The following is a 25110-nucleotide window of genomic DNA, read 5'->3' as shown; positions in this document are numbered from 1 at the left end:
CCGTGGTTCAGCGCATCCTGACGATCAGCCGGCGGATCTTGCGCAGGTCGCGCAGCCTGTGCTCGTACGTGGCGCCGGTGAACAGCAGGAACGCCCCCGCCACCGCGATCGGCACCCAGCGCGGCCCCTGACCCACCAGCTCGGCCAGCGCGGGCGCGAACTCGTGCGCCGCCGTCACCACCAGCACCGCCCCGCCGAGGATGAGCGGCGCCTGCAACCGCGCCCGCGCCCCGGCCAGCGTCGCGGCGAACGCGGCCACGCCCAGCAGCAACGGCCGGGCCAGGCCGGGGTCGTGCCAGGCGGCGTACGCGCTGGGCAGGAACGTCAGCGCCAGCGCCAGGCCGTACCCGCTCCAGGAGGAGATCCCGGGATCGCGCCGCCTGGCCAGCCACGCCCCGACCAGCCCGGCCACCGACAGGGGCACGGTGTACGCCTCGGGCGCGACGACACCGGACAGCGCGAGCCGCAGCCAGAGCGCCACCTGCAGCAGCCCCAGCCCGGCCCAGACGGCGGCCCGCCGGTCGGGACGCAGGGCGACGACGAGCGCGAGCACACCGGCACAGGCGAGCGCCAGGCTGAGCAGCCCGCGATCGCCCCCTGTCATCACCACCCCGGCAACGGCCACCCCCCACCCCGCCACCTCGGCCCCTTCCGCAACCCCGCAGGCCTGCCCGAGTGCCCCGGTCCGAGCCGCACCGGGAACCGCCCTCCGAAGGGTCGCGAGCCGGGCCGCCGCGAGGACGGCCACCGCCGCGACGCCCAGCACCGCGAACGCCGCCTCCTCCACCCGCAGCCCCGCCGACAGCGCCGAGGCCGCCGCCAGCCCGCCCGCCGCGACGGTCGCGGACGCCGCCGCACCTGTCCGGGCCGCCGCCCCGCGCGCCACCGCCGAGGCCGCCACGCCGAGCAGGGTGATCCCGGCGAGGACCACCACCGTGTACGCCTCCACGTCCAGCGACCACGCCACCACGTGCCCGCCCGCGAGCAACGCCATCACCCCGGCCGCCCCCGCTCCGGCGGACGCCTGCACGGCCAGCGCCACCAGCACCACCCCATGGAAGATCAACACCCACGGGTACGCCAGCTCCGCCACGGGCGGCACCAGCACCAGGCACACCGGCACGGCCACGGTCGCCACGGACCGCGCCGCCGCGTCCCCGCGCAGCCGCCGCGCGACGATCACGGCTGTGGCCACCGCGAACACCCCGGCGCCGAGCGCCGTCCCGACCTCCGCCCGGACGAAACCGAAGCCCGCGACCATCGGCAGCCCCGAGTCCCACACCTCCGGTCGCGGCACCCACCCGCCGAGCAGCTCCCGCCACGGCCGCCCGGCCACCTGGTACGGGAACCCCAGCACCTCCGCCCACACCGGCACGTGCGGCAGGACCGCCACCGCGGACGCCGCGCCCGCCAGCGCGTACGCCCCGGGCCTGACCGTGCCTTTCAGCCGCCACGCCGACGCGGCCAGCGCCAGCCCGCCGGCGGCCAGCACCAGGGACAGCCGGGCCACGTCCCGTGCCAGCAGCATCGCCACCGGCCACAAGGCCAGCGCCGCCGCGCCGAGCGGCCCCGCCACGGCCGCGGGCAGGACGGGCAGCGCGGCGGCCCGCGACAGCAGCACGATCACCAGGAGCAGGACCAGCGCCGCGTCCGACCGGCCGAGCCCGCCGCCCAGCGCCGCGGCCACGCTCTCCGCCCCGACGGCCAGCCCGGTGACCGTCGCGGCCACGCTCGTCACCGGCGACCCCTTGCCCCGGACCGCGCACAGCAGCGCGGTCACCGCGATCGCCGCCAGCACCGCGAGCGTCGCCGTCCGGTCGGCCAGCGACCAGGACACGGCCAGCGTCGCCGTCCACAGGCTCGCCCCGCCGGCCGCCGACCGGCTCGCCGCCGACCAGAGCGCCAGCCCGGCCGTCAGCGCGACGAGGAACGCCAGCGCCGCCCAGTACGGCAGGTCGGCCACCACCGGCAACGCCGTCGCCGCCACCGGGAACGCGATCCCCGCCACCCCCATGGCGGCCGGCCTGCCCCAGCGCGCCCACACGGCCAGCGCGCCGGCCGCCCCGGCCAGCACCAGCACGGGCATCAGCAGCGGCTGCGCCTGCCACGGCCCCGCCGGGCTGAGCGCCGCACGCGCCCCTTCCGCCGCACCGGCCCAGGCGTGGGTCAGCCAGCCGTACGGGCCGACGAGCGCGGGCACGACGGCCCCGCTGAGCGGCAGCGGCGCCAGCACGGCCAGCAGGCACGCCTCGACCGCCGCCACCGTCCGCCAGGATCCCCGGGGCCTGCGCCACGCGGAGGCCGCCGCCAGCACCGCGCCGACCGCCAGCAGCAGCGCCGGCACCTCATCACCCAGCCGCCCCGGCAGGAGCGGCAGCCCCTCACCAGCGGTTACGTGCTCCGGCCCGAACCCGTACTGGGCCAGCGCCAGCAACGCCACCACCATGGCCGCCGCCTCGGCCGCCGTCCTGCCGCCCGGCCGTACGAGCCTGGTCAGCCGGTCGAGGGAGCCGAGCGCGAGGGTGGTGCCGGTCCGCCCGGCCCGTACGACGGCGGCGGCCAGCTTCCGGGACGGCCTGGTGACGACCAGCGTGCCGGCCCGCACGCCCAGCATCGCCACGGCCGCCGCCATCCCGCTCCCGAACATCCCCCAGACCATCACCCCCGCCGCCACCGTCGCCCCGGCCCCGCCCACGGCCTGCACGCCCTTCGTCCGGCCGGCCACGGCACACCCGGCCCACACCCCCGCCAGCACGCCGGCCACCGTCACACTGGCCGTCCGATCGGCCAGCCCCCAGCACATGGCCAGTCCACCCAGACACCCGCCGACCCACAACACCCCCACACCACCGCGCCCGCTCGACCCGGCCCCGCCACCGCCCGACGCGGGCCTGCGAGCAGCCGCCCGCCACATCAGCAGAGAGGCGAGCACCACGACCACCCCGAGCCCCACCTCGTACCCCAGCCCCACCGACACCGGCGCCATGACCACCGCCAGACACCCACTGACCAGGCAGAACATCCGGCGTAAGTCAGGCGTCCACACCTCACCCCCGGCCGGCACGAGCGCCGACCCCACCGCCACGGCCGCCATCACCACGGGCGCGGCCCCGGCATCGTCCCAGCGAAGATCGGGCCCGAGCAGCTCGGACGCCCGCCCGGCCCGCTCCCCCCAGGCGGAGGTGAGCCACCCAAGGGGGCCGAGCGCCACCGCGATCACGGCCTGCGCCTGCGAGCACGCGGCCACGCCGAGCACGAGCGCGCCACCCGTACGAACGCCGTCCCGCAGCCGAACAGGCAGCCACAGCGCCGCGACCAGGACCACCACCGCCGCACAGGCGGCCACCGCGGCCCCGTCCACGCCAGGCACGACGGAGGCGGTCAGAGCACACCCGGCCCCCACGCCGGCGAGCGCCCCACCCGCCCCGATCACCAACCGGGCACCCCTGCCCCGAGTAGCGCCCGCCCACAGAACGGCCACCACCGCCGCCCCACCCAGCACGAGTCCCACCCCGGGTGACAGCCCGGTCACCAGAACGGGCCGAGGATCGGTGAGGGGAACGAACCCGTCACCGGCCATCACCACCACCGTCGCGAACGCCGCGACCCCCACCCCACCGACCCACGCCACCGCCCCGGCCACGGCGGTCGTCACGTACTCACCCGCGACCCCAGCCCCCCCCGCCACCCCCCACAACACCAGGTCGACCGCGGCATCGACCACCAGCGCCCCCGCCAGACCCGGCACATCATCGAGCGGCCCGGACCCCACCTCGGCCAGCGCCGCCAGCGGCAACGGAACCTGAGCCAGAACGATCGCGACCGGCGTCGGCAACCGCAGCGGCGCCCACCACGCGTACACGGCCCAGACCAGGCTCAACGCCGCAGCCGCAACCGCCCACCCCCACAGCGAATCCACTTCGGGCCCCGCAGCACCACCGCCACCGTCACCGAACACCTGCATGACGGCAACCCCGTCCAAGGGGATCAGCACGAGCCCCAGCAGCGCCACCGTCTCGGCCGTCGCCACCAGCCGCCGCCGCACGAGCAGCCAAGGCGCGGCCAGCACCGCCACCGTGAACACGGTCAGGATGAGCGCCCGCAGAGCCGGCACCTGCCAGCTCACCAGCGTGAACACCACCGCCGCGATGGACAGCAGCGTCCCGCCGAGCAGCAGCAGCACGTTCTGCACCGCCCGATGCGACAGATCCCGCCGAGGCCCCCGCTCCCCCTCCCCGCCCACCACCGCGACCGGCACACCTTCACCCGCCACCGGCACGCCGGCGACCACCGACGCCGCATCCGCCGCGTCCGCCGTGTCCGCCGCATCCGCCGCGGTACGGGCGGCGTCGGTGGCCGCCCGCATCCCCGCCAGCGCCTCCTCCCGCCTCCGCACCAACTCCGCCCGCCGCCCGTCGAGCTCGGCGAGCGCCGCCACCACATTCAGGTAGTCACTGGCGGCGGGCCCATGAAGAAGCAGCCGGCACTCGGGACAGGCATCCACCGTTCCGGTCAGGGCGACGCCGCAGGAGGGGCAGTTCGGCCAGTCCATGCGTGATCCTCACGAAGATCGGCAACACCTCCGACCCTGCCGCACACGTAAGGATTTGTCTGGGATTCAAGAGAAAAGGGGAGAGCCGGGGTGGGCGCCGACGCGGGCCGCTCGGGAAGGAGGGCGTCGGAGCACACCCCGGCGGTCTGCCCCCGCTACTACCCAGAAATCACGATGGTGTCCTCCTGGGTGCGATCCGGTTCGTCCTCCGCGGGCCGCCGCCGTCGCGCTGTCGGGAGTCCCAGTACCGCCCATGTCGCCACCGCGCCGCCGGCCGCGGCCAGGAGCAGGGTGTACGCGGGGACGCCGCCGTCCGAGGCGGGCGCCGGAGGAGGCGGGGAGGATGTGACCGTGACTACGGGGGCGGAGGACGCGGCGGGTATCGGGGCGGCAGGGGTCGTGGTGCCGGGCTCGAAGCCGGGTGGCCGTACGTCACCCCAGTAGCGTTGCTCGGTCTGCGCGATCATGTCCGCCTGGCCGGGTGGCAGGGGGTTGATCCGCAGGGCGCCGGGCACGGTCAGGGTCCCCACCGCGTACGGCTGGAACGGCCCCTGGATGCCCTCCACCCTCCACACGCCCTTCGGCACCACCACGGACGCCGAGTAGTGCGCCGCCTCGGCCAGCCCTATGCCCTTGAACTCCAAGGTCTTGCCGTCGGCGCGTGTGAGCCGCAGCCCGACGGGGTTCATCGAGCCCTCGAACGGGTGGGTGCCGTGTTGCAGGACCCAGAAGCCGAGCGTGTACGACGTCCCGCTCTCGAACCGGGGCGGCACCGGATCCAGGTACGTCACCGCCCACGCGCCGGACGCCCCGGCCGGCGCGCCCCCGAGGGCGAGGAGCAGCACCGGGGTCGCGATCAACAGGGTCAGGAGTCTCTTCATGTGACCACCTCCGGTGTGGATACACCGGTGGGCGGGTGGAGGTTCTCCGGGGTTGGGGCGGCTTTTCGACATGGGTCTGCGACATTTCCCGAAAGGGCGCGCACAATGGTGGGCAAGGGCGATAAATCGGCGAGGAGCGAGGAGGCTTACGCCGTGTCCGCCGCCGAGCGTGAATATCTGACCGCGATGCTCGACGTGCTCGTCTACGAGAGCGTCCTGGTCGCGTGGCGGAGGGTGCCGCCGGGCGGGTACATGATCGTCTCGCACGAGGGCGAGGAGATCAGGCTGACCGCGCAACAGGCGGAGATGTGGGCACGCGGCGCCTTCGCGGTCTACCTCGCTCTGGTGGATCAGCGCCGCATCCAGCCCCGCATTCCCGGCGACACCACCCAGAATTAGCCCATATCACACGTACTCATGCGCATTCCTGGATATGTCACACAATAACCACGCAATATACGGCTAGTTACGGTCAAGGTTTCCGCCAGCGTTTCACCCAAGGCTCCCAGCCGCGCAACCCACTGGAGCCCCTTACCGGGGCGAAGGCGGGGTGGCGTGGGGGGGCGACCACAAGGGTCGGCAGCGAGCGGGGCTGCGGTGAGGCGGGCTGGGCCGGGTCGCGTGGCGGGGCCGACCACAAACCGGCGCCGGGCAGGGTCACAGTGGGCAGGGGGCGGCAGGTGGGGTGGCGGGTAGGAGGATCGTGCTCGTCGGAGGGCCGAGGCCAGGCCAGGGCAGGTGGCCGGCGGATGATCGCGTCATGCGACCGGCCGCCGGCCGCCACCCCCTCGAACGGGCCGCTCAGGTCCGCCCCAAGCTCAGGAAGCCTTGTTGTTCATGAACTGCGAGATCTTCCACTCCTCGCCGTCCTTGGTGAGCACGAACAGCTCGCGCATCTCGTCGCTGCCCTGCTTGCTGGTGGACCGGACGATCGCGTCGGTGTCCCCCGCCATGCGGGACTCGTCGATGGTGTGGGTGGCCTGCTTCATGCCGTTGCCCTGGAGCTGCTTCTGGAACAGGGTGCGGATCGCCTGGCTGCCCTCCGCCGTGGCCTGGCCGTTGACGGCGGCGACGGCGTCGTCGGAGAAGGAGTTGACGACCTGGTCGACGTTGCCGGACTTCACCGCGCTGAAGAAGCCCTGGACGGCCGTCTGGGCCTGCCCGCCGCCCGCCGTGTCCGTCGGGGAGGCGCCCGTGTCGGTGGCGTCGGGGGAGGAGGTGTCGCTCTCCTCGGGGGACATGGAGTCCATGTCGGTGGGCGTGCCGGGGCTCGCCGCGCCCTTCATCGCCTGGGTGTTGTTCCCCGCGGAGCAGCCCGCGACCAGGAGGGCGGGCACGATCGCGGCCAGCAGGAGTGCCCTGCGCTGAGAAATCTTGCTCATGGCCGCTTTGATGCCCCCGCGCGTCGTCGGCGAATGCGCGGTTTAGGCACTCCGCACGACACCTTTGCCTGGTCCCGGTATTGCTCACGGTCGCGGTTCACAGGAATGGGCGAGACCGGTCAGAGCCGTGATCGTTGCCGCCCCGATACCAGCGCGTACGGCGGCGCCGATAGCGTCCCTTCAGTGCCGCGAATCCAGGCGAACCCCGAACCACTCCCCCAGCGCGAGGACGCCGAACGGTGCGAAAGCGTCGAGTCGGGCCGCCGCTGTGTGTTACCGGCGGCGCACCGGGGAGCGCACGTCTATCCACCGGCCGAGGTAGGCACGGAGGAATAGCCGGAAGGGCCGCGCCCAAGCCGCCGTGCGAGCGGACGACCTGGACCCGGCCCCCGCTGGACGACGACCCGGACACGGCCCTCCGCTAGACGCCGACCTCCACCCGCTGTTCGAGGCTGACCTCGACGCGCCCGTCGTCCCCCACCCGCACGGGGTAGGACGGCACCGACACCGTCTCGTCGTCCAGGCAGCGCCCGGTCACCAGGGAGAACACCTGCTTGTGCAGGGGGGAGGCGACGGTCGGCTCGCCCTTTCTGGTGCCGACGATGCCGCGCGAGAGCACGTACGCCCCGCTGAACGGGTCGAGGTTGCCCAGCGCGTAGAGCTCGCCCTCGTAGGTGCGGAAGATGGCCACTTGGGTGCCCTCGACGAGGGCGCAGACTCCGCGTTCCGGCAGCAGCGCCTCGTAGGCGCAGATCGTCGTCCAGTTCACTGGGCCATCACCGGCTTGATCTGGCCGCGCTCGCTGGCGAAGACGATCGACGGGTCGGGCACGCCGGGGGCGTTGACGAAGCTGACGAACCGGCTGAGCTTGTCGGGGTCGTCGAGCGTGGCGGCCCATTCGTCGGCGTAGGTGGCGATGTGCCGCTCCATCTGCGCGTCCAGGTCGGCGCAGATGCCCAGGGAATCTTCCATGATCACCTCACGGAGGTAGTCGAGCCCGCCGTCCAGGGACTCGAGCCAGGTGGACGTGCGTTGCAGCCTGTCGGCCGTGCGGATGTAGAACATGAGGAAGCGGTCGATGGTTCTGATCAGCTCGTCGGTGGTCAGGTCGTTGGCGAGCAGGTCGGCGTGGCGGGGCTTGAAGCCGCCGTTGCCGCCGACGTACAGGTTCCAGCCCTGCTCGGTGGCGATGATGCCGAAGTCCTTGGAGCGGGCCTCGGCGCATTCGCGGGCGCAGCCGGAGACGGCCGACTTGAGCTTGTGCGGGGAGCGCAGGCCGCGGTAGCGCAGCTCCAGCGCGATGGCCATGCCCACGGAGTCCTGGACGCCGTAGCGGCACCAGGTGGAGCCGACGCACGACTTGACGGTGCGCAGCGCCTTGCCGTAGGCGTGGCCGGACTCGAAGCCGGCGTCCACGAGCCGCCGCCAGATCTCGGGGAGCTGGTCGACGCGGGCCCCGAACAGGTCGATGCGCTGCCCGCCGGTGATCTTCGTGTAGAGGCCGAAGTCGCGGGCCACCTCGCCGATCACGATGAGCTTCTCCGGGGTGATCTCGCCGCCGGGGATGCGCGGGACGACCGAGTACGTGCCGTTCTTCTGGATGTTGGCGAGGAAGGCGTCGTTGGTGTCCTGGAGCGCGGCGCGCTCGCCCTCCAGCACGTGCCCGTTGTGCAGGGAGGCGAGGATCGAGGCCACGGCCGGCTTGCAGATGTCGCAGCCCCGGCCCTGCCCGTGCTGGGTGATGAGCTCGGAGAACGTCGTGATGCCGCGCACGCGTACGATGTCGAACAGCTCGGCCCGCGAGTACGTGAAGTGCTCGCACAGAGCCTTGCTGACCTCGACGCCCGACTTCTCCAGGAGCTGCTTGAGCATCGGCACGCAGCTGCCGCAGGTGGTGCCGGCCCGCGTGCACGCCTTGAGGCCGGGCACGTCGGTGACGCCCTTGTCGGCGATGGCGGTGCGGATGTCGCCCGCGCACACGTTGTTGCACGAGCAGACCTGCGCCTCGTCGGGCAGGTCGAGCTGCGCGCCCGCGCCGCTGAACAGCAGGTCGGACGGCGAGGCGGGCAGGGCCTTGCCGACGAACGGCCGCAGCGACGTGTACGGCGAGGCGTCGCCGACGCAGATGCCGCCGAGCAGCGTCTGGGCGTCGTCGCTGATGAACAGCTTCTTGTAGACGCCGGCGACGGGGTCCATGTAGGTGACGTCGAGCGCCCCGTCCATGGCCCCGAACTGGGCGACCTCGACGCCGAGCAGCTTGAGCTTCGTGGACATGTCGGCGCCCTCGAACGCCGATGCTCCGCCCATGATCCGGTCGGCGGCCACCTCGGCCATGGTGTTGCACGGCCCGACGAGCCCGTACACCATGCCGCCGGCCAGCGCGCACTCGCCGATGGCGTAGATCGCGGGGTCGGAGGTGCGCATCCCGGCGTCGACGACGATGCCGCCGCGCGGCCCGACCTCCAGCCCCGACGACCTGGCCAGCTCGTCGCGCGGCCTGATGCCCGCCGAGAACACCACGACCTGCGCCTCGATCAGGGTGCCGTCGGGCTTGCGCAGCCCGGTCACCTGGCCGGCGTCGTCGGTGACGATCTCCTGGACGCCGGCGCCGGCGTGCACGCTCAGCCCGAGCCCCTCGATGTGCGACTTCAGCACCGAGCCGCCGCCTTCGTCCACCTGACGCGGCATCAGCCAGGGGCTCATCTCGACGATGTGCGCCTTGAGGCCGAGCGCCCGCAGCGCGTCGGCGGCCTCCAGGCCGAGCAGCCCGCCGCCGACGACGACGCCCTCCACGGCGTCCTTGGCGGCGGTCCTGATCGCGTCGAGGTCCTCGATCGTGCGGTAGACGTAGGCGTGCTCGGCGCCGGGCACCGGCGGCACGAACGGCGCGGAGCCGGTGGCCAGCACGAGCACGTCGTACGGCTCGACGCCGCCGTCGGCCAGCGTGACCTGCCTGGCCTCGCGGTCGATGCCGGTGACGCGGGTGTTCAGCCTGGTCGTGATGCCGGCCGGCACCTCGTAGGTGAGGTCTTCGGCGCTGGTGCCGGACAGGTACGAGGTCAGGTGCACCCGGTCGTACGCCGGCCGCGGCTCCTCCCCGATGACGGTGACGGTGCCGCCGAAGCCCTTGCCCGCCAGGGTCTCGACGAGCCGGTGAGCCGTCGGTCCGTACCCTACGACGACGATCCTGTTCATACTGAGACCCCTTCCTGCTCGCAAAGCCAGCCGACGATGCCTTCCACGGCGTCGCGGCAGGTACCGCATCCGGTCGTGGCCCTGGTGGCCGCCGCGACGGCGGTCACGTCCCTGGCCCCGGCCTCCCAGCACGCCCTGATCTGGCCCTTGGTCACGTTGTTGCACTGGCAGACCTTGGCCGCGTCGGGCATCAGCGTCGGGCTGTCGGCGACGGGCGCCGAGGCCAGCCCGGGGAACAGCAGCCCGGCCCGGTCGCCCGGCACCGGCCCGCCCCGGTCGAAGAGCTGGGTGAGCGTGCCGACGGCGTCGCTCTCGCCCAGCAGGATCGCGCCGACGAGGCGGCCGTTCTGGATGACGAGCTTGCGGTAGGTGCCGCGCGCCCGGTGGCTGAAGCGCACGACCTCGGCGTGCTCCTCGCCGAGCTGGGTCTCGCCCATGGCGGCCAGCTCGACGCTCTTGGCCTTGAGCCGGGTGACCAGGCGGGAGCCGTGGTAGAGGGCCTTGCCGCCGGTGATGACGTCGGCGGCGACGGCGGCCTGCTCCCAGGCGGGGGCGACCAGGCCGTAGACGGTGCCGTCGTGCTCGGCGCACTCGCCGATGGCGAAGATGGACGGGTCGTCGGTGCGCAGCTCGTCGTCCACGACGACGCCGCGCCGCACCTCCAGCCCGGCGTCGGCGGCCAGGCCGGTGACAGGGCGCACCCCGCAGGCCAGGATGACGAGGTCGGCCTCGACGAGCTCGCCGTCGTCGAGCCGGACGCCGTGCTCCTCGACGCCGGAGGCGGAGACGCCGGTGCGGATCTCGACGCCGAGCCCGTTCAGCGTCTCGCCGAGGACGAGCCCGGCCTCCACGTCGAGCTGGCGCTCCATGAGGTGTCCGGCCAGGTGCAGCAGCGTGACCGGCAGGCCGCGCCCGGCCAGGCCGCGGGCGGCCTCGATGCCGAGCAGGCCGCCGCCGATGACGACGGCCCGCCCGGCGCTCTCGGCGCAGGCGAGGATGCGCTCGCAGTCGTCGAGGGTGCGGAACGGGATGGCCCGCTCGACGCCGGGGATCGGCGGGACGATGGCGTCGCTGCCGGTGGCCAGCACGAGCAGGTCGTACGGCTCGCGCCGGCCGCTCTCGGTGACGACGTGCCGGGTGTCGCGGTCGATGTGGGCGACCGCGTCGCCGAAGGCGGCCTCGACGTCGTGCGCGTCGTACCAGGAGGGGTCGAGCAGGCGGACCTGCTCGGGGCGGGAGCTGCCGGCCAGCACGTTGGACAGCAGCACCCGGTTGTACGGCTGGCGCGACTCCGCGCCGAAAATGGTGATCTTCATGTGGGGGTCGCGGGTGCGCACCTCGCTCACCAGCCGCGACCCGGCCATTCCGTTGCCCACGACGACGAGCCTCATGAGTCCCTCTCCACCCTGACCGCGCAGACCTTGAACTCCGGCATCCTCGACGTCGGGTCGAGTGCCGGGTTGGTGAGCCGGTTGGCGCCCTCCCAGTGGAAGGGCATGAACACGGTGTCGCGCCTGATGGCGTCGCTGATCCTGACGACGGCCTTGGCGTCGCCCCTTCTGCTGCTGACGCGGACGACGTCCCCGGCGGTGATGTCGAGCTGCTCGGCCAGGTCGGGGTGCAGCTCGACGTACGGCTCGGGGGCGGCCTGGACGAGCGGCGCGATCCTGCGGGTCTGGGCGCCGCTCTGGTAGTGGGCGAGCACCCGGCCGGTGCTCAGGTACACGGGGTAGTCCTCGTCGGGCTCCTCGGCGGCGGGCCGGTGCTGGACGGGCACGAACCTGGCGCGCCCGTCGGGGTGGGCGAACCGGTCGAGGAACGGGCGGGGCGTGCCGGGGTGCTCGGGCGAGGGGCAGGGCCAGAAGACGCCGGTCTCGTCCGCGATGCGCTCGTAGGTGATGCCGGAGTAGTCGGCGGGACCGCCGGCGCTGGCGCGGCGCAGCTCGTCGAAGACCTTGACCGGCTCGGTCTCGAACGTGTGCCCCAGCCGCCCGGCCAGCGCGGCGATGACGTCGAGATCGCTCCTGACGCCCTCGGGCGGCGTGACGGCCTGGCGGCGGAGCAGGACGCGGCCTTCGAGGTTCGTCATGGTGCCGCTCTCCTCGGCCCACTGGGTGACGGGGAAGACCACGTCGGCCAGCGCGGCGGTCTCGGACATGACGAAGTCGCAGGTGACGAGCAGGTCGAGGGCGCCGATGCGCTCGGCGACGTGCTCGGCGGCCGGGGCGGAGATGACCGGGTTGGAGCCGAACAGCAGCAGCGCCTTCGGCCCTTCCGGGGTGCCGAGCGCGTCGAGCAGCTCGTACGCCGACCGCCCCGGCCCGGGGATGTCCGCGGCGGGGATGCCCCAGATGCCGGCCATGTGCTCGCGGGCGGCCGGGTCGTCGATCTTGCGGTAGCCGGGGAGCTGGTCGGCCTTCTGGCCGTGCTCCCTGCCGCCCTGGCCGTTGCCCTGCCCGGTCACGCACCCGTACCCGGAGCCTTCCCTGCCGGGCAGGCCGAGCGCGAGGGCGAGGTTGATGAACGCGGTGACGGTGTCGGTGCCCTTGGCGTGCTGCTCGGCGCCGCGCCCGGTCAGGATGTACGCCCTGTCCACGGCGGCCATGGCGCGCACGGCCTGCCGCATCTGGTGCACGGGCACCCCGGTCATGCGCTCGACCCGCTCGGGCCACCAGGCCGACAGCGAGGTGCGCACCTCGTCGAAGCCGGTGGTGCGGGCGGCGACGTACTCCTCGTCCACCAGCCCGTCGGCAATGGCCAGGTGCAGCAGGCCGAGCGCGAGCGCCAGGTCGGTGCCGGGCGTGGGCTGCAGGTGCAGCCAGGCCAGCTTCGCGGTCTGGGTGCGGCGCGGGTCGATGACGATCAGGCGCGGCCCGTCCAGGTGGCGCACGAACGGGGGCATGGTCTCGGCGACGTTCCCGCCGGCGATCATGACGACGTCGGCGTCGTCCAGGTCGGTGATCGGGAACGGCATGCCCCGGTCCATGCCGAACGCCTTGATGGAGGCGGCGGCGGCCGAGGACATGCAGAAGCGGCCGTTGTAGTCGATCTGGCTGGTGCCGAGGGCGACGCGGGCGAACTTGCCGAGCGTGTACGCCTTCTCGTTCGTCAGCCCACCCCCGCCGAACACGGCCACGGCGTCGGGGCCGTGCTCGGCGCGGATGGCGGACAACCGGTACGCCACGTAGTCCAGGGCGACGTCCCATTCCACGGGCTCGCCGTGCAGGAGGGGGGTGGTCAGGCGCTCGCCGTTGGTGAGCAGCTCGCCCGCCGTCCATCCCTTCTGGCACAGCGCCCCCGAGGCGTTGGCCGGGATGTCGGTCCTGGGGCTGATGGCCAGCCCGGGGCCGATCTCCATGCCGCACTGCAGGGCGCAGTACGGGCAGTGTGTCCTGGTCATGTCAGATCCGGGCATAGGCGAGGCTCGCGACGACCTTGACGCCGACGGTGCGGGTGTAGCACCACCAGGTCAGGGCCAGGCAGGAGAGGTAGAAGACCCCGAAGGCCAGGAAGGCGGGGGCCGGGGTGCCGGCCGCGGCGAAGGCCATGCCGAACGCCCGGTTGATGAGGAAGCCGCCGAGCGCTCCGACCGCCGAGATGATGCCGATGGCGGCCGACGCCTGGCGCTTGCCGTACAGCAGGGTCTCCTCCGTCTCGTCGCCGCGCTCGGCGACGGCCTTGGCCTGGAAGATGGCCGGGATCATGCGGTAGGTGGAGCCGTTGCCGATGCCCGCGGTGAGGAAGAGGAGCTGGAAGGCCAGGAAGAACATCCAGAAGTTGCCGGAGGTGCTGGCCAGCCAGACGAGCAGGACGCCGCCGCCCATGGCGGCGAAGTTCCACAGGGTGACGGGGGCGCCGCCGAGCTTGTCGGCCAGCCAGCCGCCGACGGGCCTGATCAGGGAGCCGATGAGCGGCCCGGCGAAGGCGACGGCGGTGTACGGGGCGTCGGGGAACAGGCTCTTGCTCAGCAGGGGGAAGGCGGTGGAGTAGCCGATGAACGAGCCGAACGTCCCGATGTAGAGGAAGGACATGATCCAGGTCTGGGCCTTGCCGGCGACCGCGAGCTGCTGGCGGGGGTTCGCCTTGGCGCTGGTCAGGTTGTCCATGAAGAAGAAGGCGCAGGCGGCGGCCACGACGATGAACGGGATCCAGAACCAGCCGGCGGCGGCCAGCCCGAGCGAGCCGATCACCAGCGGCATGACGAGCTGGACGGAGCTGACGCCGATGTTGCCGCCGGCGGCGTTGAGCCCGAGGGCGACGCCCTGCTTGTTGCGCGGGTAGAAGTAGGTGATGTTGGCCATGCTGGAGGCGAAGTTGCCGCCGCCGAAGCCGGCCAGCGCCGCGATCACGAGGAAGAGCCAGTAGGGCGTGCCCGGGTTGTTCACCGCCACGCTGAGCAGCACGGCGGGGATGAGCAGCAGCGTCGCGCTGACCACGGTGAAGTTGCGGCCACCGATCTTGGCGGGCCCGAAGGTGTAGGGCACCCGCAGCACCGAGCCGATCAGGTTCGGCAGGGCGACCAGCCAGAACAGCTGGTCGGTGGTGAACTCGTACGACCCCATCTTGGTCGCCACGATGCTCCACAACGTCCATACCGTGAAGCCGAGGTGCTCGGCCAGGATCGAGAAGATCAGGTTGCGGCGTGCGACTCTCTTGCCTGAACTCTCCCAGAATGCTGGGTCATCGGGGTGCCACTCGGCGATCCAGCGCGCCATCGACCTCTCCTACGCTCGGCGTCCGGGGATCTCCAAGGTAGGAAGGGCTCGTTACGCACTTTGACCCTGCGTGGCTGTGCGCCGGTTACATGTGATTCACCTCGGTAACAAGCCGCGCACAAGCGTCACCGCGGAAACATGCCGGTAATGATCGGTTACCTCCCCTGCCCTGGGGTACCAGCACATGAGCAAGGGGGGGAAACATGATCAAAAAGCTGCACCAGATGGGCGTGAAGTCCGGTCACATGTACACCGCGGGGCTGGCCTCGATCGGCCTGGCCTTCGCGAGCTGGATATTGTCCAAGAAAGCCGAGTCGGCAGGCCTCGACCGGGCCGACCGGTGGGGCATCTTCGTCGGGGAGTGGGCGCCCACGTTCTTCGCGATGGGCGTCGCGCTGCGCATGGAGGAGACCCACCGCGACCTCGAGGAGCCGTCCGTCGGGATGTTCGAGCAGGAGAGCACGCGGTCCCGCTCGCACGCCGGCGTTTAAGCGGATGTGTCACGCAGGTCACGTCACCGTACGTGACCTGCGTGGCCCGTGCCCGCCCCCTTAGTCGTTGCGTCGCGCCAGGCGGGCCAGGGGCTCGTCGGTGAGCCGGTAGCGGTACCAGTCGTCCTGGTTGACCGCGCCGAGCTTCTCGTAGAAGTCGATGCTGGGCCGGTTCCAGTCGAGAACGGACCACTCCAGGCGCTGGTAGCCGCGCTCGGCGCAGATCTCCGCCAGCTCGCGCATCAGGGCCACGCCGTGGCCGCCGCCGCGGTGCCGCGGCCGGACGTACAGGTCCTCCATGTAGATGCCGTGCGTGCCGCGCCAGGTGGAGTAGGTCAGGAACCAGAGCGTGAAGCCCACCACCTCGCCGTCCTGCTCCGCGATGTGCGCGAAGGCGGCCGGGTGGTCGCGGAAGAGGGTGTCGTGGAGCTGCTCCTCGGTCACGCGCACCTCGTGGGCGGCCTTCTCGTACTCGGCGAGCTCGCGGATCATGCTGACGATCTCGGGCACGTCAGCGGGTGTTGCAGGACGAATCATGGCAACGAGGCTACGCGGAGTTGAACCGGGCCCCGTACGCCATACGTGGTTGTCCTAGAACGGTATTCGGGCGTGCGTGGGGACGCTCAGTCCCGACGACCGACAGGGGAGCGGCGATCGTGAGCGTGGCACAAGGGCTGGACGCGGGCCCGGATCTCGAAGTGACCCTCTTACGCGGGGAGCGCGCGCTGCTGGAGGACGGCGACCTGCAGCGCGCCCGGCGCTGGTTCGACCTCGCCTACCAGCGGGCGCAGGAGTGCGGCGACCCGGAGGGGCTGGCGCAGGCGGCCCTGGGGCTGGGCGGCATCTGGGTGCACGAGCACCGCACGGCGGTCGAGTCCGAGAAGGTACGGGTGCGCCAGCGGCACGCGCTGTCCCGCATCGACCCGCGCTCCCCGCTCGCCCAGCGGCTGCGGCTGCGCCTCCAGGGCGAGGAGGACTACCGCCGCGGCGCCCACGACGGCATCCTGCGGCTGCTGGCCCTGACCAGGGAGTCGGGCGACACGACGGCGCTGGCGGACGCGCTCAACCTCACGCACCACTGCGTGCTGGGCCCGGAGCACGGGGCGCTGCGCCTGGAGCTGGCCGGCGAGCTGATCGGCCAGGCGGCGCTGACCGGCCGCAGGAGCGACCTGATCATGGGCCTGATGTGGCGCACCGTGGACCTCTACCTGGCCGCCGACCCGCACGCCGAGCGCTGCCTGGAGGAGCTGCGCACCGTGCTGGAGGAGCACCGCCACCTGGCCGCCGAGTTCGTGGTCAGCGCGATCGAGGTCATGCGCACCATCAGGGCGGGCCGGTTCGAGGAGGCGGAACGGCTGGCCGGCGCCTGCTTCGAGCGCGGCGTCGCGGCCGGCGACCTCGACGCCACCGGCTGGTACGGCGGCCAGCTCGGCGCCGTCCGCTGGTACCAGGGCCGCGCCGCCGAGCTGCTGCCCTTCCTGGCCGACCTGGTCAACTCCCCCACGCTCAGCCCCATCGACAACTCCTACGTGGCCGCCCTGGCGCTGGCCGCCGCCGTCTCCGGCGACCGGCGGCTCGCGGCCGGGCTGCTGGCCCGCTTACGCGGCCGCGACCTGGCGGAGGTGCCCCCCTCCAGCTCCTGGCTGATCACCATGTACTGCGTGGTCGAGGCCGCGCACCTGCTGCAGGACGCCGACACCGCCGCGAGCGCGTACGCGCTGCTCAGCCCGTACGCGCACCTGCCGGTCATCGCCAGCCTGGGCGTGGCCTGCTTCGGCTCCGTCCGGCACTCGCTGGGCATGGCCGCGCTCACCACCGGCGACCTCGACCTGGCCGTGGCCCACCTGCGCGGAGCCGTGCACGACAACCTGGCGCTGGGCCACTGGCCGGCCGCCACCCTCGCCCGCTGCCGCCTCGGCCAAGGGCTCGCGCTGCGCGACGGCCCCGCCGACGCCAGCGCCCGAGCGGAGCTGGCCACCGCCGCCGCCGAGGCCGCCGAGCTCGGCATGGTGCTGCCCGCCGTCGTCGGGCGGCCGGCGCCGGCGAACGGCGCCTGCCACTTCCGCCGCGACGGCCGGCGCTGGCACGTCGAACTGCACGGACGGGTCGCGCTCGTCGAGCACAGCGTCGGCATGGCGCACCTGGCCACGCTGGCCGCCAATCCCGGGCACGAGATCCCCGCCGCCGACCTGGCCGCGGGCACCTCGCGGCCCGACAGCCCGCGCGAGTCGGTCCAGCCGCTGCTCGACGACGTGGCCAGGGACTCCTACCGGCGGCGGCTGACCGAGCTGCAGGCCGAGATCGACGAGCACGAGTCGATGCACGACCTGGCGCGCGCGGCGACGCTGCGGATAGAACGCGAATGGCTGATCGCGGAGCTGACCGCCGCCACCGGCATGGGCGGGCGGGCGCGGCCGTTCGCGGGCAGCGAGGAGCGGGCGCGGATCGCCGTCGGCAAGGCGATCAGGCGGGCGCTGGCCCGCATCTCGGCCGTGGACCGGGTGATCGGCGACGAGCTGCGGGCCACCGTGCAGACCGGGGTGCGCTGCTCGTACCGGCCCCGATGAGCGTGCGGGGTGAGCGCTGGCACGGCGTGGAACAGGATGTCACGCCTCTAGTGAGGGGGCCCGTTCCGTACGTCGACTGGGGGACATTCCATGCGTCATCCGCAAAGGCTCAGCGTACCCGTCCATCTTGAGCGTGGCCTGATCGAGCCGCTGCAGGACCAGCTCGCCGGCCAGCTCAGGAGGGCCATCGTGCGGGGGCAGCTCGCCCCCCGCAGCCGGATTCCGTCCACCCGCACGCTCGCCGGCGTGCTCGGGATCTCGCGGGGCGTGGCGCTGGCCGCCTACGAGCGGCTGCTGGCCGAGGGGTACATCACCGGCCGGCACGGCTCCGGCACCTACGTGTGCGAGCGGACCAGCGCGCCGCCGCGCCCCGCCGCCGCCACGGAGCCGGTCGTCGACCTGCGGCTGGACCGGCCGAGCAGCCACGGGTTCCCGCTGGCGGCGTGGCGGGCGGCCTGGCGCCGGGCCGGGCTGCACCGCCCGCCGCTGGGCGGGCTGCCGGCCGCCGGGCTGCCCGCGCTGCGCGCCGCCATCGCCGCCCACCTCCAGGACGCCCGCGGCCTGGACCTCGACGGCCACGAAGTGATCGTCACGCCGGGACGCGCGGACGCGCTGAGGCTGCTCCTGCGCGCGCAGGGCGGCCCCGACCCGGTGATCGCGCTGGAGGACCCCGCCCCGCCGGAGCTCAGGGACACGCTCGGCCGCCTCGGCACCGTGCTGCCCCTGCCCTCGGACGGCTCGGGCGCCCGCACCGACCGCATCCCCGCCACCTGCGACGTCGTCGTGGTGCTGCCCGAGCGCGGCGGCCCGCTCGGCACCCGCCTGCCGCTCGAACGGCGCCGCGACCTGGCCCGCTGGGCGCACGACAGCGGCGGCCTCGTGCTGGAGCCGGCCTTCGACGGCCTGTTCACCGCCGAGCCCGATCCGCTGCCACCCCTTCCGGCCCTCGCCGACCCGTGGTCGACCGCCCTGGCCGGCTCGTTCTCCGAGGTGCTGACGCCGACGCTGCGGCTGGCGTTCGCGGTGGTGCCGCGGCGGCTGGCCGGCGAGATCGAGCAGGTCATGCCGGCCGGGCCGGCGATCACCGCCCAGCTCGCGGTGACCGAGCTGCTCACGTCGGGCTGCGTGAGCGAGCGGGTGGCCGGGCTGTCGGCCCAGTACGCGGCCAAGCGGGCACTCGTCCGCCAGGCCCTGGAGGCGTACCCGCACACCCGGCTGCTCGGCGCGCACACCGGCGCGACGGCCACGCTCCTGCTCCCCGAGTCGGTGCCGGCCACGTCCGTGGTCGCGGCGTTGCGAGCACGCCGGATCCAGGTCGCCGAGCTGGCCGCCTACCACCATCCCGGCGTGCGGCCCGGCAACGGGATCGTCCTCGGCTTCGGCCACCTGGACGGGATGTCGCTGCGCCGGGCGCTGCACGCGCTCACCCGGACGCTGGGCGAGCACCACCTGACCCGCCGAACCGCCGCATGAGGCGCCGGACAGCCGCATGAGGCGGTCGAACCGCCGCGTGAGGCGCCGGGCAGCCGCTCGACCCGCCACACCGCCGCCTGACCCGTGGGGGTAGTGGCGGGAGCGGCACGTGCGGCGCATCTTTCATTGATCGGCTCTTCACCGGGAGAGGGGATCCTCATGATGAGGCTCGTCGCACTGCTGCTGCTCGTCCCGCCGGCCCCACCGGTGGCGACCGCTCCGGACGTGGACCCGGTGCGGGCCTGGAACGAGCAGGCCCTCCAGGTCGTCCGCGCCGAGCGGGCCTCCGACTCCGACGCCGCCAGGACGTACGCGATGGTCAACATCGGCATGTACGACGCCGTCAACGGCATCGCCACCGCCCGCGGCGACCGCCGGGCCAGGACGTACGCGCTGCGCGACCCCAAGGGCGCGCCCGCGCGCGGCGACCAGCAGGCGGCCGCCGTGGCGGCGGCCCACGCGGTGCTCACCCGCCTGTACCCGGGCCAGGAGGCGACCCTCACCGAGCGGCTCACCGCCGACCTCGCCCGATTAGGGACGGGGCCGCGCGTCGCCAAGGGCCGGGCGTGGGGCGCGCGCGTCGGCGAGGACGTCGACGCGGCCAGGCAGGGCGACGGCTCCTCCCCCGTCGAGACGCAGCCGGCGGGCTCGGGGCCGGGCGTGTTCGCGCAGGCGTGGTCGGGGACGCAGTACCGGGCCATGAAGCCGTTCGGGATCGCCGACGCGGCCCCCTACGTCGGCCAGGGCCCGCCCGCGCTCACGAGCCTCGACTACGCGGCCGCGTTCGCCGAGGTCAGGCTGGTCGGCGACGCCTCCATCGCCGACGCCGGCAAGTCGGCCGGCTACCAGTACTGGTCGCTGCCCGCCGGCACGTCCCAGCCGCCCGGCGAATGGATCAAGATCGGGCTCGCCGTCGACCGGTCGCTGCCGCTGGCGGACGAGGCCCGGCTGTTCGCGCTGCTCGGCATGGCGCTGGCCGACACCTCGATCCCGACCGTGCGCACCAAGGTCACCTTCCGCCACTGGCGGCCCACCGCCGCCATCCAGCAGGCCGGCACCGACGGCAACCCGTACACCGAGCCGGTGCCCGGCTGGCAGGCGCGGGCCGGCAGCGCCGGCGGCTCCCCCGAGTACATCTCGGGCCACAGCTCCTTCAGCGGCGCCGGCGCCGCCGTCCTGGCCGGCTTCTTCTGCGCCGACCGCATCCCGTTCACGCTGGTCACCGACAGCGCGCCGAACGACCCCGCGACCGGGCAGCCGTGGCGGCGCACGTTCGCGAGCTTCTCGGCCGCGGCGGCGGACGCGGGGCGGTCGCGGGTGGTCGGCGGCCTGCACTTCCCCTTCAGCAACGCCGACGGGCTGACGATGGGCGCGGACGTCGCCTCCGAGATCCTCGCCAAACGGCTGCTCCTCAAGACCGGTCCCACGCACACGGGCACCTGCCCCCGCTGACCCGGCCCCACGAACGCGCATCCCGCCCCTCCCCACCACCCGGGGGGCGGGATGTGCCTTTCCTGTGAAGACCCGGAGGCGAGGTGCGCCCTTCGCGCGGAGACCCGGGGGCGGGATGCGCCCTTCCTCCCACCATCCGGAAGACTGGTGCAGGTCAGGCACATCTACGAGGTGGGACAGGACAGGAAACATGGAACAGCGTGTGCTGGGACGTACCGGACGCCAGGTCGGGGTGGTCGGGCTCGGCGCGTGGCAGCTCGGCGCCGACTGGGGCGAGGTCTCGGAGGACGAGGCCGTCGCCACCCTGAACGCGGCGGTGGAGTCGGGCGTGACCTTCATCGACACCGCCGACGTTTATGGCGACGGCCGCAGCGAGCAGATCGTCGGCCGCTTCGCCAAGGCCCACCCCGGGCTCACCGTCGCCACCAAGATGGGCCGCCGGATGGAGCAGATCCCCTCCAACTACGTGATGTCCAACTTCCGGGCCTGGAACGAGCGCTCCCGCCGCAACCTGGGCGTGGACACCATCGACCTGGTCCAGCTCCACTGCCCGCCGACGCCCGTCTACTCGACGGACGCGGTGTTCGACGCCCTCGACACGCTGGTGGCGGAGAAGAAGATCGCCGCGTACGGGGTGAGCGTGGAGACCTGCGAGGAGGCCCTGACCGCGATCGCCCGGCCCGGCGTGGCCACGGTGCAGATCATCCTCAACGCGTTCCGCCTCAAGCCGCTGGAGCAGGTCCTCCCGGCCGCCCGCGCCGCCGGCGTCGGCATCATCGCGCGCGTCCCGCTGGCCAGCGGGCTGCTTTCCGGCAAGTACGACGAGCACACCACGTTCGCCGCCGACGACCACCGTAGTTACAACCGGCAGGGAGAGGCGTTCGACGTCGGGGAGACGTTCTCGGGCGTCGACTTCGCCACCGGCCTGGAGGCGGTGCGCCGCCTGGCGCCCCTGGTGCCCGAGGGTGTCACCATGGCGCAGTTCGCGCTGCGCTGGATCCTCGACCAGGAGGGCGTCTCGGTCGTGATCCCGGGCGCCCGCAACCCCGCCCAGGCCCGCGCGAACGCCGCCGCCGACTCCGTACCGCCCCTGGACGCCGCCACCCTGACCGCCGTCCGGGCCGTCTACGACGACCTCATCCGCCCCCAGGTCCACCACCGCTGGTAGCCACGGGCTCGCAAGCGTCCCGCCCGGCAACAGCAGAGGCACCGTCAAGCGGCGGTAGGTCTGGTGGCCTCGCGGCCACCGCCACCCATCTCGCTGCCCGGGCGGGACAACCCGCCGGAGAATCTCACTCCGGACGGTTCCGCGCTCGCGCGCGTCGCGTACCTCCACCATCTGCCCGGGAACGCCCGGGGGCAAGGGCCCCCGCAGCTCCCTTTAGAACTCCCCCGGTGACGCTTCGGGCGCTGCACCCAGGACAATGCCCGGAAAAGGCGGTGGCCCCCCGGATCTACCCATCCGAGGGGCCTGAGAAAGACCGCCATATGTGAGCACCAGCGGCATTTAAGGGAACAGGTCAGCTCTTACGACGCGCGCTCTGCCATTGAGCCACCGCCGCACGAGGAAAAGAGCGGCGGGCCGGATTCGAACCGGCACCTCAACATCCACGGCCCGTCCCGATCGATCTGGCACTCGACGATCAATGCTGAATCTGGAGCGAGAATCTGAAATTGAGACGGCTGCCTCTCCCGATTGGGCCACCGGGGCCCGAATGCCCCGGGGAGGACTCGAACCTCCACTGTCACCGCCATGTCAGCCTCAGGCCTCAGCCTCAGCTTTGCGCTCCTGGCGCACCCTCGCACGCGGCGAGGGAGTCTGTCACATCATTGTCTGCACGGCCTGTAGCAGGTCAGACCTGTAACAGGTCAGGCCGGTAACACGACACGTCAGGCGAACAGATAGGCGAACACCCTCTCGCCCACCTTCCTGTCGACGACCTCCGTGCCATTCGCCTCCTCACGCGCGTACTTCACCGCGTCCTGCAGCTTCTGCACGCGCGCCAGCAGCTCGTTGACCCGCCGCTGCGGCAGCGCCCCGGAGAAGTTCACCTTCGTCCAGTAGCCGACCACGATGTCCTCGTTGTAGACCTGCACCTGCGCCGGATGCTTGTCGGTCGCCTCCGCCAGCACGTGGTTACGCGGCACCTTCTTGGTCCGCGTGGTCTTGACGGGATCGGTGCGCCACGTGTCGGTGGCCTCGTCCCGCGACCATGTCTCGGCCGGGTCCAGCGTGGGCAGCTTGGAGACCAGCGTGTAGACGTCGGTGAGCTGCTTCTCCAGGAAGAGCAGGTACGTCACCGGCACCTCCTCCAGCAGCACCGTGCCGTCGACCACGACGTCGGCCCTGGCCTCGCAGTTGGCCCAGTCCTTCGTCGCGGTCACGTCGAACAGCCGCGCCAGAGCGACCCCGACCCCCTTGAGCACCTCGTCCGCCTGCACCTGCACCCGCGTGGACTCGGGCGGCAACTGCTCGCCTTCGTCGTCGATCGGCTGGTAGGTGCGGGAGATGCCGGACAGCAGCGGCGCCTTCTGGATCTGGTGGTAGGCGTCCGTCACCTTGCGCTGGACGTCCGACTTCACACCCTTCTCGACCGCGAGGATCTGGTTGAGCTTGGTCACGCTGAAACCCTAGAGCCGCCCGGAACGATCGCACATCTGGTTTTTCGGCGCCCGGCCGTAAGGCGTGCTCCAGACACCGGCCGCGACGGGCTGGAACGCGCGAGATCCCGAGCACGCCGGCGAGCGTGCGGCAGCACCGGTGCGCCTTCAGCGACAGCGGCGGGCCGTTCTTCCGGGCCACCAGCGCCGGCATGCAGGCGTACGGCGTTCTGAAGGGCGCCCCGGTGGACGACGACAACTACCTGAGATGCGCCTTCACACCGGTGAACCGCTTCTCCAACGGAGCCTTCCGGTACGGCCTCCACACGCACGCCCGGCAACGAACGCGGAGTCGTCATGCCGCGAGTCGGGCGGCTTCTGGCCGGTGAGGGTTTCACCGGGCGGGCGACCTGGCACCGCGTGGACGTCGCGTTCCTGCCTCCGCCCAGCCGCTGCCGTCATCACGACGGGTATGTGTCCCTCACCGAGATCGCGCGGTCGTAGAACGGCACATGCCGCCGTCACGATGTTGCTCGAAGAGCCGGAACCCCGAGTCAGCGCTCCGGCTAGCGCTGCTTGAGGCGGAGCGCTTCCTTGCGGGCCTCGGCGTGGACGGCCCGCTCGTGCTCCAGCCACTCCGGGTTCTCCGCCTTCAGCGCCTCGATCTCGGCCGTGGTCAGCGGCTCGGTGATGCCGGCCCTGGCCAGGCCGGAGATGGAGACGCCGAGCTTGGCGGCGACGACCTGCTTCGGGTGCGGGCCGTTGCGGCGCAGGTCCGTGAGCCAGGCCGGCGGCTTCGCCTGCAGCTCGTTCAGCTCGTCCCTGGAGACGACACCCGCCTGGAACTCGGCGGGGGTGGCCGAGAAGAGGACACCCAGCTTCTTGGCCGCGGTCTCGGGCTTCATCGTCTGGACGCTCTTCGGTTTGGACGAGGTCATGGGGCCAAGAGTAGCCAGTCGGGGCGCGTTTCCTGACATCGGTACCCTGAGGCGGTGACTGATGGTGAGAGCGGCGACGAGTTCCGGCTGGCGTACGTGCCTGGGGTGACGCCCGCGAAGTGGGTCAGGATCTGGGCCGAGAGGATGCCGGACGTACCGCTCACCCTGGTCGCGGTGCCCGCCGCCGAGGCGGTTGCGCTGCTGCGCGACGGCGGCGCGGATGCCGCGTTCGTGCGGTTGCCGGTCGAGCGTGACGGCCTCAGCGTGATCCCGCTCTACGTGGAGACGACGGTGGTCGTGGTGCCCAAGGATCACGCGGTGGCCGCCGCCGACGAGATCGAGACCGCCGACCTGGCGGATGACGACGTGTTCCACCCGCTGGACGACACGATCGAATGGCCGGCCCTGCCCGGGCAGCCCGCGTTCACCCGCCCCGACACGACCGCCGACGCGATCCAGCTCGTGGCCTCCGGCGCCGGACTGCTCCTCGTCCCTCAGTCACTCGCCCGCCTCCACCACCGCAAGGACCTCACCTACCGTCCGGTGACGGACGCACCGCAGTCGCAGGTGGCGCTGGCCTGGCCGGCGGATGCGACCACGGACCTGGTGGAGGAGTTCATCGGCATCGTTCGCGGCCGGACGGTGAACAGCTCCCGCGGCCGCAACGCCGCCGCCTCCCCCGCGCAGAAGCCCGCACGACGACAGAACCCCAGACCAAGCCAGAACGCCGCCGGTCGCCGGGGCGCGCAGCCCGGCCGGCGGAGGAAGGGCCACCGGCCCCGCTGACCCACCACCGCATCCCCGCCGAGGGAGCCGGCCTGTCACTCGCGCTTCCGTTCAACGGGAAAACCATGGATCAGTGC

18 protein-coding genes are annotated in these 25110 nt (G+C 72.7%); 7 read left to right on the top strand and 11 right to left on the bottom strand.

The window, feature by feature from the left end; genetic code table 11:
• Positions 1-7: 7 nt before the first annotated feature.
• Together HCN51_RS29550 and HCN51_RS29545 are read right to left on the bottom strand one after the other, a co-directional pair.
• On the bottom strand, positions 8-4552 hold the full coding sequence (locus HCN51_RS29550; RefSeq protein WP_168013689.1) for an SCO7613 C-terminal domain-containing membrane protein: 4545 nt from the start codon (positions 4550-4552) through the stop codon (positions 8-10).
• Between the two features lie 158 nt (positions 4553-4710).
• Positions 4711-5433 (bottom strand): hypothetical protein, encoded by a 723-nt coding sequence (locus HCN51_RS29545; protein WP_168013687.1) that lies wholly within the window; start codon positions 5431-5433, stop codon positions 4711-4713.
• Positions 5434-5586: 153 nt separating this feature from the next.
• On the opposite strand from HCN51_RS29545, the gene HCN51_RS29540 reads away from it, so the two are divergent.
• Positions 5587-5832: a hypothetical protein gene (locus HCN51_RS29540; RefSeq protein WP_168013685.1), complete on the top strand. Its 246-nt coding sequence runs from the start codon at positions 5587-5589 to the stop codon at positions 5830-5832.
• 419 nt (positions 5833-6251) lie between these two features.
• Here the strand turns inward: HCN51_RS29540 and HCN51_RS29535 are convergent, their stop codons facing one another.
• The 6 genes from HCN51_RS29535 to HCN51_RS29510 form a co-directional block, all read right to left on the bottom strand.
• Positions 6252-6815: a YybH family protein gene (locus HCN51_RS29535; protein WP_080046371.1), complete on the bottom strand. Its 564-nt coding sequence runs from the start codon at positions 6813-6815 to the stop codon at positions 6252-6254.
• 421 nt (positions 6816-7236) lie between these two features.
• Positions 7237-7584: a nitrite reductase small subunit NirD gene (nirD, locus tag HCN51_RS29530; protein WP_080046370.1), complete on the bottom strand. Its 348-nt coding sequence runs from the start codon at positions 7582-7584 to the stop codon at positions 7237-7239.
• Positions 7581-10010 carry a nitrite reductase large subunit NirB gene (gene nirB, locus HCN51_RS29525; protein WP_080046369.1) on the bottom strand — a complete coding sequence of 810 codons (2430 nt, stop codon included), beginning with the start codon at positions 10008-10010 and terminating at the stop codon, positions 7581-7583. The genes nirD and nirB overlap by 4 nt, the downstream gene beginning before the upstream one ends.
• Positions 10007-11401 (bottom strand): FAD-dependent oxidoreductase, encoded by a 1395-nt coding sequence (locus tag HCN51_RS29520; RefSeq protein ID WP_168013683.1) that lies wholly within the window; start codon positions 11399-11401, stop codon positions 10007-10009. The genes nirB and HCN51_RS29520 overlap by 4 nt, the downstream gene beginning before the upstream one ends.
• The gene (locus HCN51_RS29515; protein WP_168013681.1) at positions 11398-13410 is read right to left on the bottom strand and encodes a molybdopterin oxidoreductase family protein; all 2013 of its coding nucleotides are present in this window, start codon (positions 13408-13410) and stop codon (positions 11398-11400) included. The genes HCN51_RS29520 and HCN51_RS29515 overlap by 4 nt, the downstream gene beginning before the upstream one ends.
• Before the next feature lies 1 nt (position 13411).
• Positions 13412-14725: an MFS transporter gene (locus HCN51_RS29510; RefSeq protein WP_168013679.1), complete on the bottom strand. Its 1314-nt coding sequence runs from the start codon at positions 14723-14725 to the stop codon at positions 13412-13414.
• A gap of 203 nt (positions 14726-14928) precedes the next feature.
• On the opposite strand from HCN51_RS29510, the gene HCN51_RS29505 reads away from it, so the two are divergent.
• Positions 14929-15216, top strand: coding sequence for a hypothetical protein (locus HCN51_RS29505; RefSeq protein WP_168013677.1), 288 nt, complete (start codon positions 14929-14931; stop codon positions 15214-15216).
• Between the two features lie 60 nt (positions 15217-15276).
• Here HCN51_RS29505 and HCN51_RS29500 read toward each other — a convergent pair whose 3' ends face one another.
• Positions 15277-15753, bottom strand: coding sequence for a GNAT family N-acetyltransferase (locus tag HCN51_RS29500; protein ID WP_168013675.1), 477 nt, complete (start codon positions 15751-15753; stop codon positions 15277-15279).
• 119 nt (positions 15754-15872) lie between these two features.
• Here HCN51_RS29500 and HCN51_RS29495 point away from each other — a divergent pair, with 119 nt between their 5' ends.
• The 4 genes from HCN51_RS29495 to HCN51_RS29480 all read left to right on the top strand — a co-directional run bounded on the left by HCN51_RS29495 (position 15873) and on the right by HCN51_RS29480 (position 21876).
• The gene (locus HCN51_RS29495; RefSeq protein ID WP_346433843.1) at positions 15873-17783 is read left to right on the top strand and encodes a hypothetical protein; all 1911 of its coding nucleotides are present in this window, start codon (positions 15873-15875) and stop codon (positions 17781-17783) included.
• A 90-nt stretch (positions 17784-17873) separates the two neighbouring features.
• Positions 17874-19256, top strand: a complete 1383-nt coding sequence (locus HCN51_RS29490; protein WP_168013673.1) for an aminotransferase-like domain-containing protein — start codon at positions 17874-17876, stop codon at positions 19254-19256.
• Between the two features lie 159 nt (positions 19257-19415).
• A complete protein-coding gene (locus HCN51_RS29485; RefSeq protein ID WP_168013671.1) occupies positions 19416-20708 on the top strand; it encodes a vanadium-dependent haloperoxidase in 1293 nt (430 codons plus the stop codon).
• A gap of 190 nt (positions 20709-20898) precedes the next feature.
• Complete coding sequence (locus HCN51_RS29480; protein WP_168013670.1) at positions 20899-21876, top strand: aldo/keto reductase; 978 nt, start codon at positions 20899-20901, stop codon at positions 21874-21876.
• 722 nt (positions 21877-22598) lie between these two features.
• Here HCN51_RS29480 and HCN51_RS29475 read toward each other — a convergent pair.
• Both HCN51_RS29475 and HCN51_RS29470 read right to left on the bottom strand, forming a co-directional pair.
• Entirely contained in the window at positions 22599-23330 is a 732-nt protein-coding gene (locus HCN51_RS29475) for a DUF7873 family protein (protein ID WP_168013668.1), read from the bottom strand.
• A gap of 545 nt (positions 23331-23875) precedes the next feature.
• On the bottom strand, positions 23876-24247 hold the full coding sequence (locus tag HCN51_RS29470; protein ID WP_080046358.1) for a DUF5997 family protein: 372 nt from the start codon (positions 24245-24247) through the stop codon (positions 23876-23878).
• Between the two features lie 54 nt (positions 24248-24301).
• Here HCN51_RS29470 and HCN51_RS29465 point away from each other — a divergent pair, with 54 nt between their 5' ends.
• A complete protein-coding gene (locus HCN51_RS29465; RefSeq protein WP_346433842.1) occupies positions 24302-25033 on the top strand; it encodes a LysR family substrate-binding domain-containing protein in 732 nt (243 codons plus the stop codon).
• Positions 25034-25110: the final 77 nt, after the last annotated feature.

It is taken from the genome of Nonomuraea composti (assembly GCF_012034275.1).
Taxonomy (GTDB): Bacteria; Actinomycetota; Actinomycetes; order Streptosporangiales; family Streptosporangiaceae; genus Nonomuraea; species Nonomuraea composti.
The sequence above is the reverse complement of the archived record's forward strand: the minus strand, read 5'-3'. Positions and strand labels throughout refer to the sequence as shown.

What these genes read in the sequence shown, in the direction of transcription:
- HCN51_RS29550 (WP_168013689.1), bottom strand. Translation starts at nt 4,552, where the DNA reads ATGGACTGGCCGAACTGCCCCTCCTGCGGCGTCGCCCTGACCGGAACG.
- HCN51_RS29545 (WP_168013687.1), bottom strand. Translation starts at nt 5,433, where the DNA reads ATGAAGAGACTCCTGACCCTGTTGATCGCGACCCCGGTGCTGCTCCTC.
- HCN51_RS29535 (WP_080046371.1), bottom strand. Translation starts at nt 6,815, where the DNA reads ATGAGCAAGATTTCTCAGCGCAGGGCACTCCTGCTGGCCGCGATCGTG.
- nirB (WP_080046369.1), bottom strand. Translation starts at nt 10,010, where the DNA reads ATGAACAGGATCGTCGTCGTAGGGTACGGACCGACGGCTCACCGGCTC.
- HCN51_RS29520 (WP_168013683.1), bottom strand. Translation starts at nt 11,401, where the DNA reads ATGAGGCTCGTCGTCGTGGGCAACGGAATGGCCGGGTCGCGGCTGGTG.
- HCN51_RS29515 (WP_168013681.1), bottom strand. Translation starts at nt 13,410, where the DNA reads ATGACCAGGACACACTGCCCGTACTGCGCCCTGCAGTGCGGCATGGAG.
- HCN51_RS29510 (WP_168013679.1), bottom strand. Translation starts at nt 14,725, where the DNA reads ATGGCGCGCTGGATCGCCGAGTGGCACCCCGATGACCCAGCATTCTGG.
- HCN51_RS29505 (WP_168013677.1), top strand. Translation starts at nt 14,929, where the DNA reads ATGATCAAAAAGCTGCACCAGATGGGCGTGAAGTCCGGTCACATGTAC.
- HCN51_RS29500 (WP_168013675.1), bottom strand. Translation starts at nt 15,753, where the DNA reads ATGATTCGTCCTGCAACACCCGCTGACGTGCCCGAGATCGTCAGCATG.
- HCN51_RS29490 (WP_168013673.1), top strand. Translation starts at nt 17,874, where the DNA reads ATGCGTCATCCGCAAAGGCTCAGCGTACCCGTCCATCTTGAGCGTGGC.
- HCN51_RS29485 (WP_168013671.1), top strand. Translation starts at nt 19,416, where the DNA reads ATGATGAGGCTCGTCGCACTGCTGCTGCTCGTCCCGCCGGCCCCACCG.
- HCN51_RS29480 (WP_168013670.1), top strand. Translation starts at nt 20,899, where the DNA reads ATGGAACAGCGTGTGCTGGGACGTACCGGACGCCAGGTCGGGGTGGTC.
- HCN51_RS29470 (WP_080046358.1), bottom strand. Translation starts at nt 24,247, where the DNA reads ATGACCTCGTCCAAACCGAAGAGCGTCCAGACGATGAAGCCCGAGACC.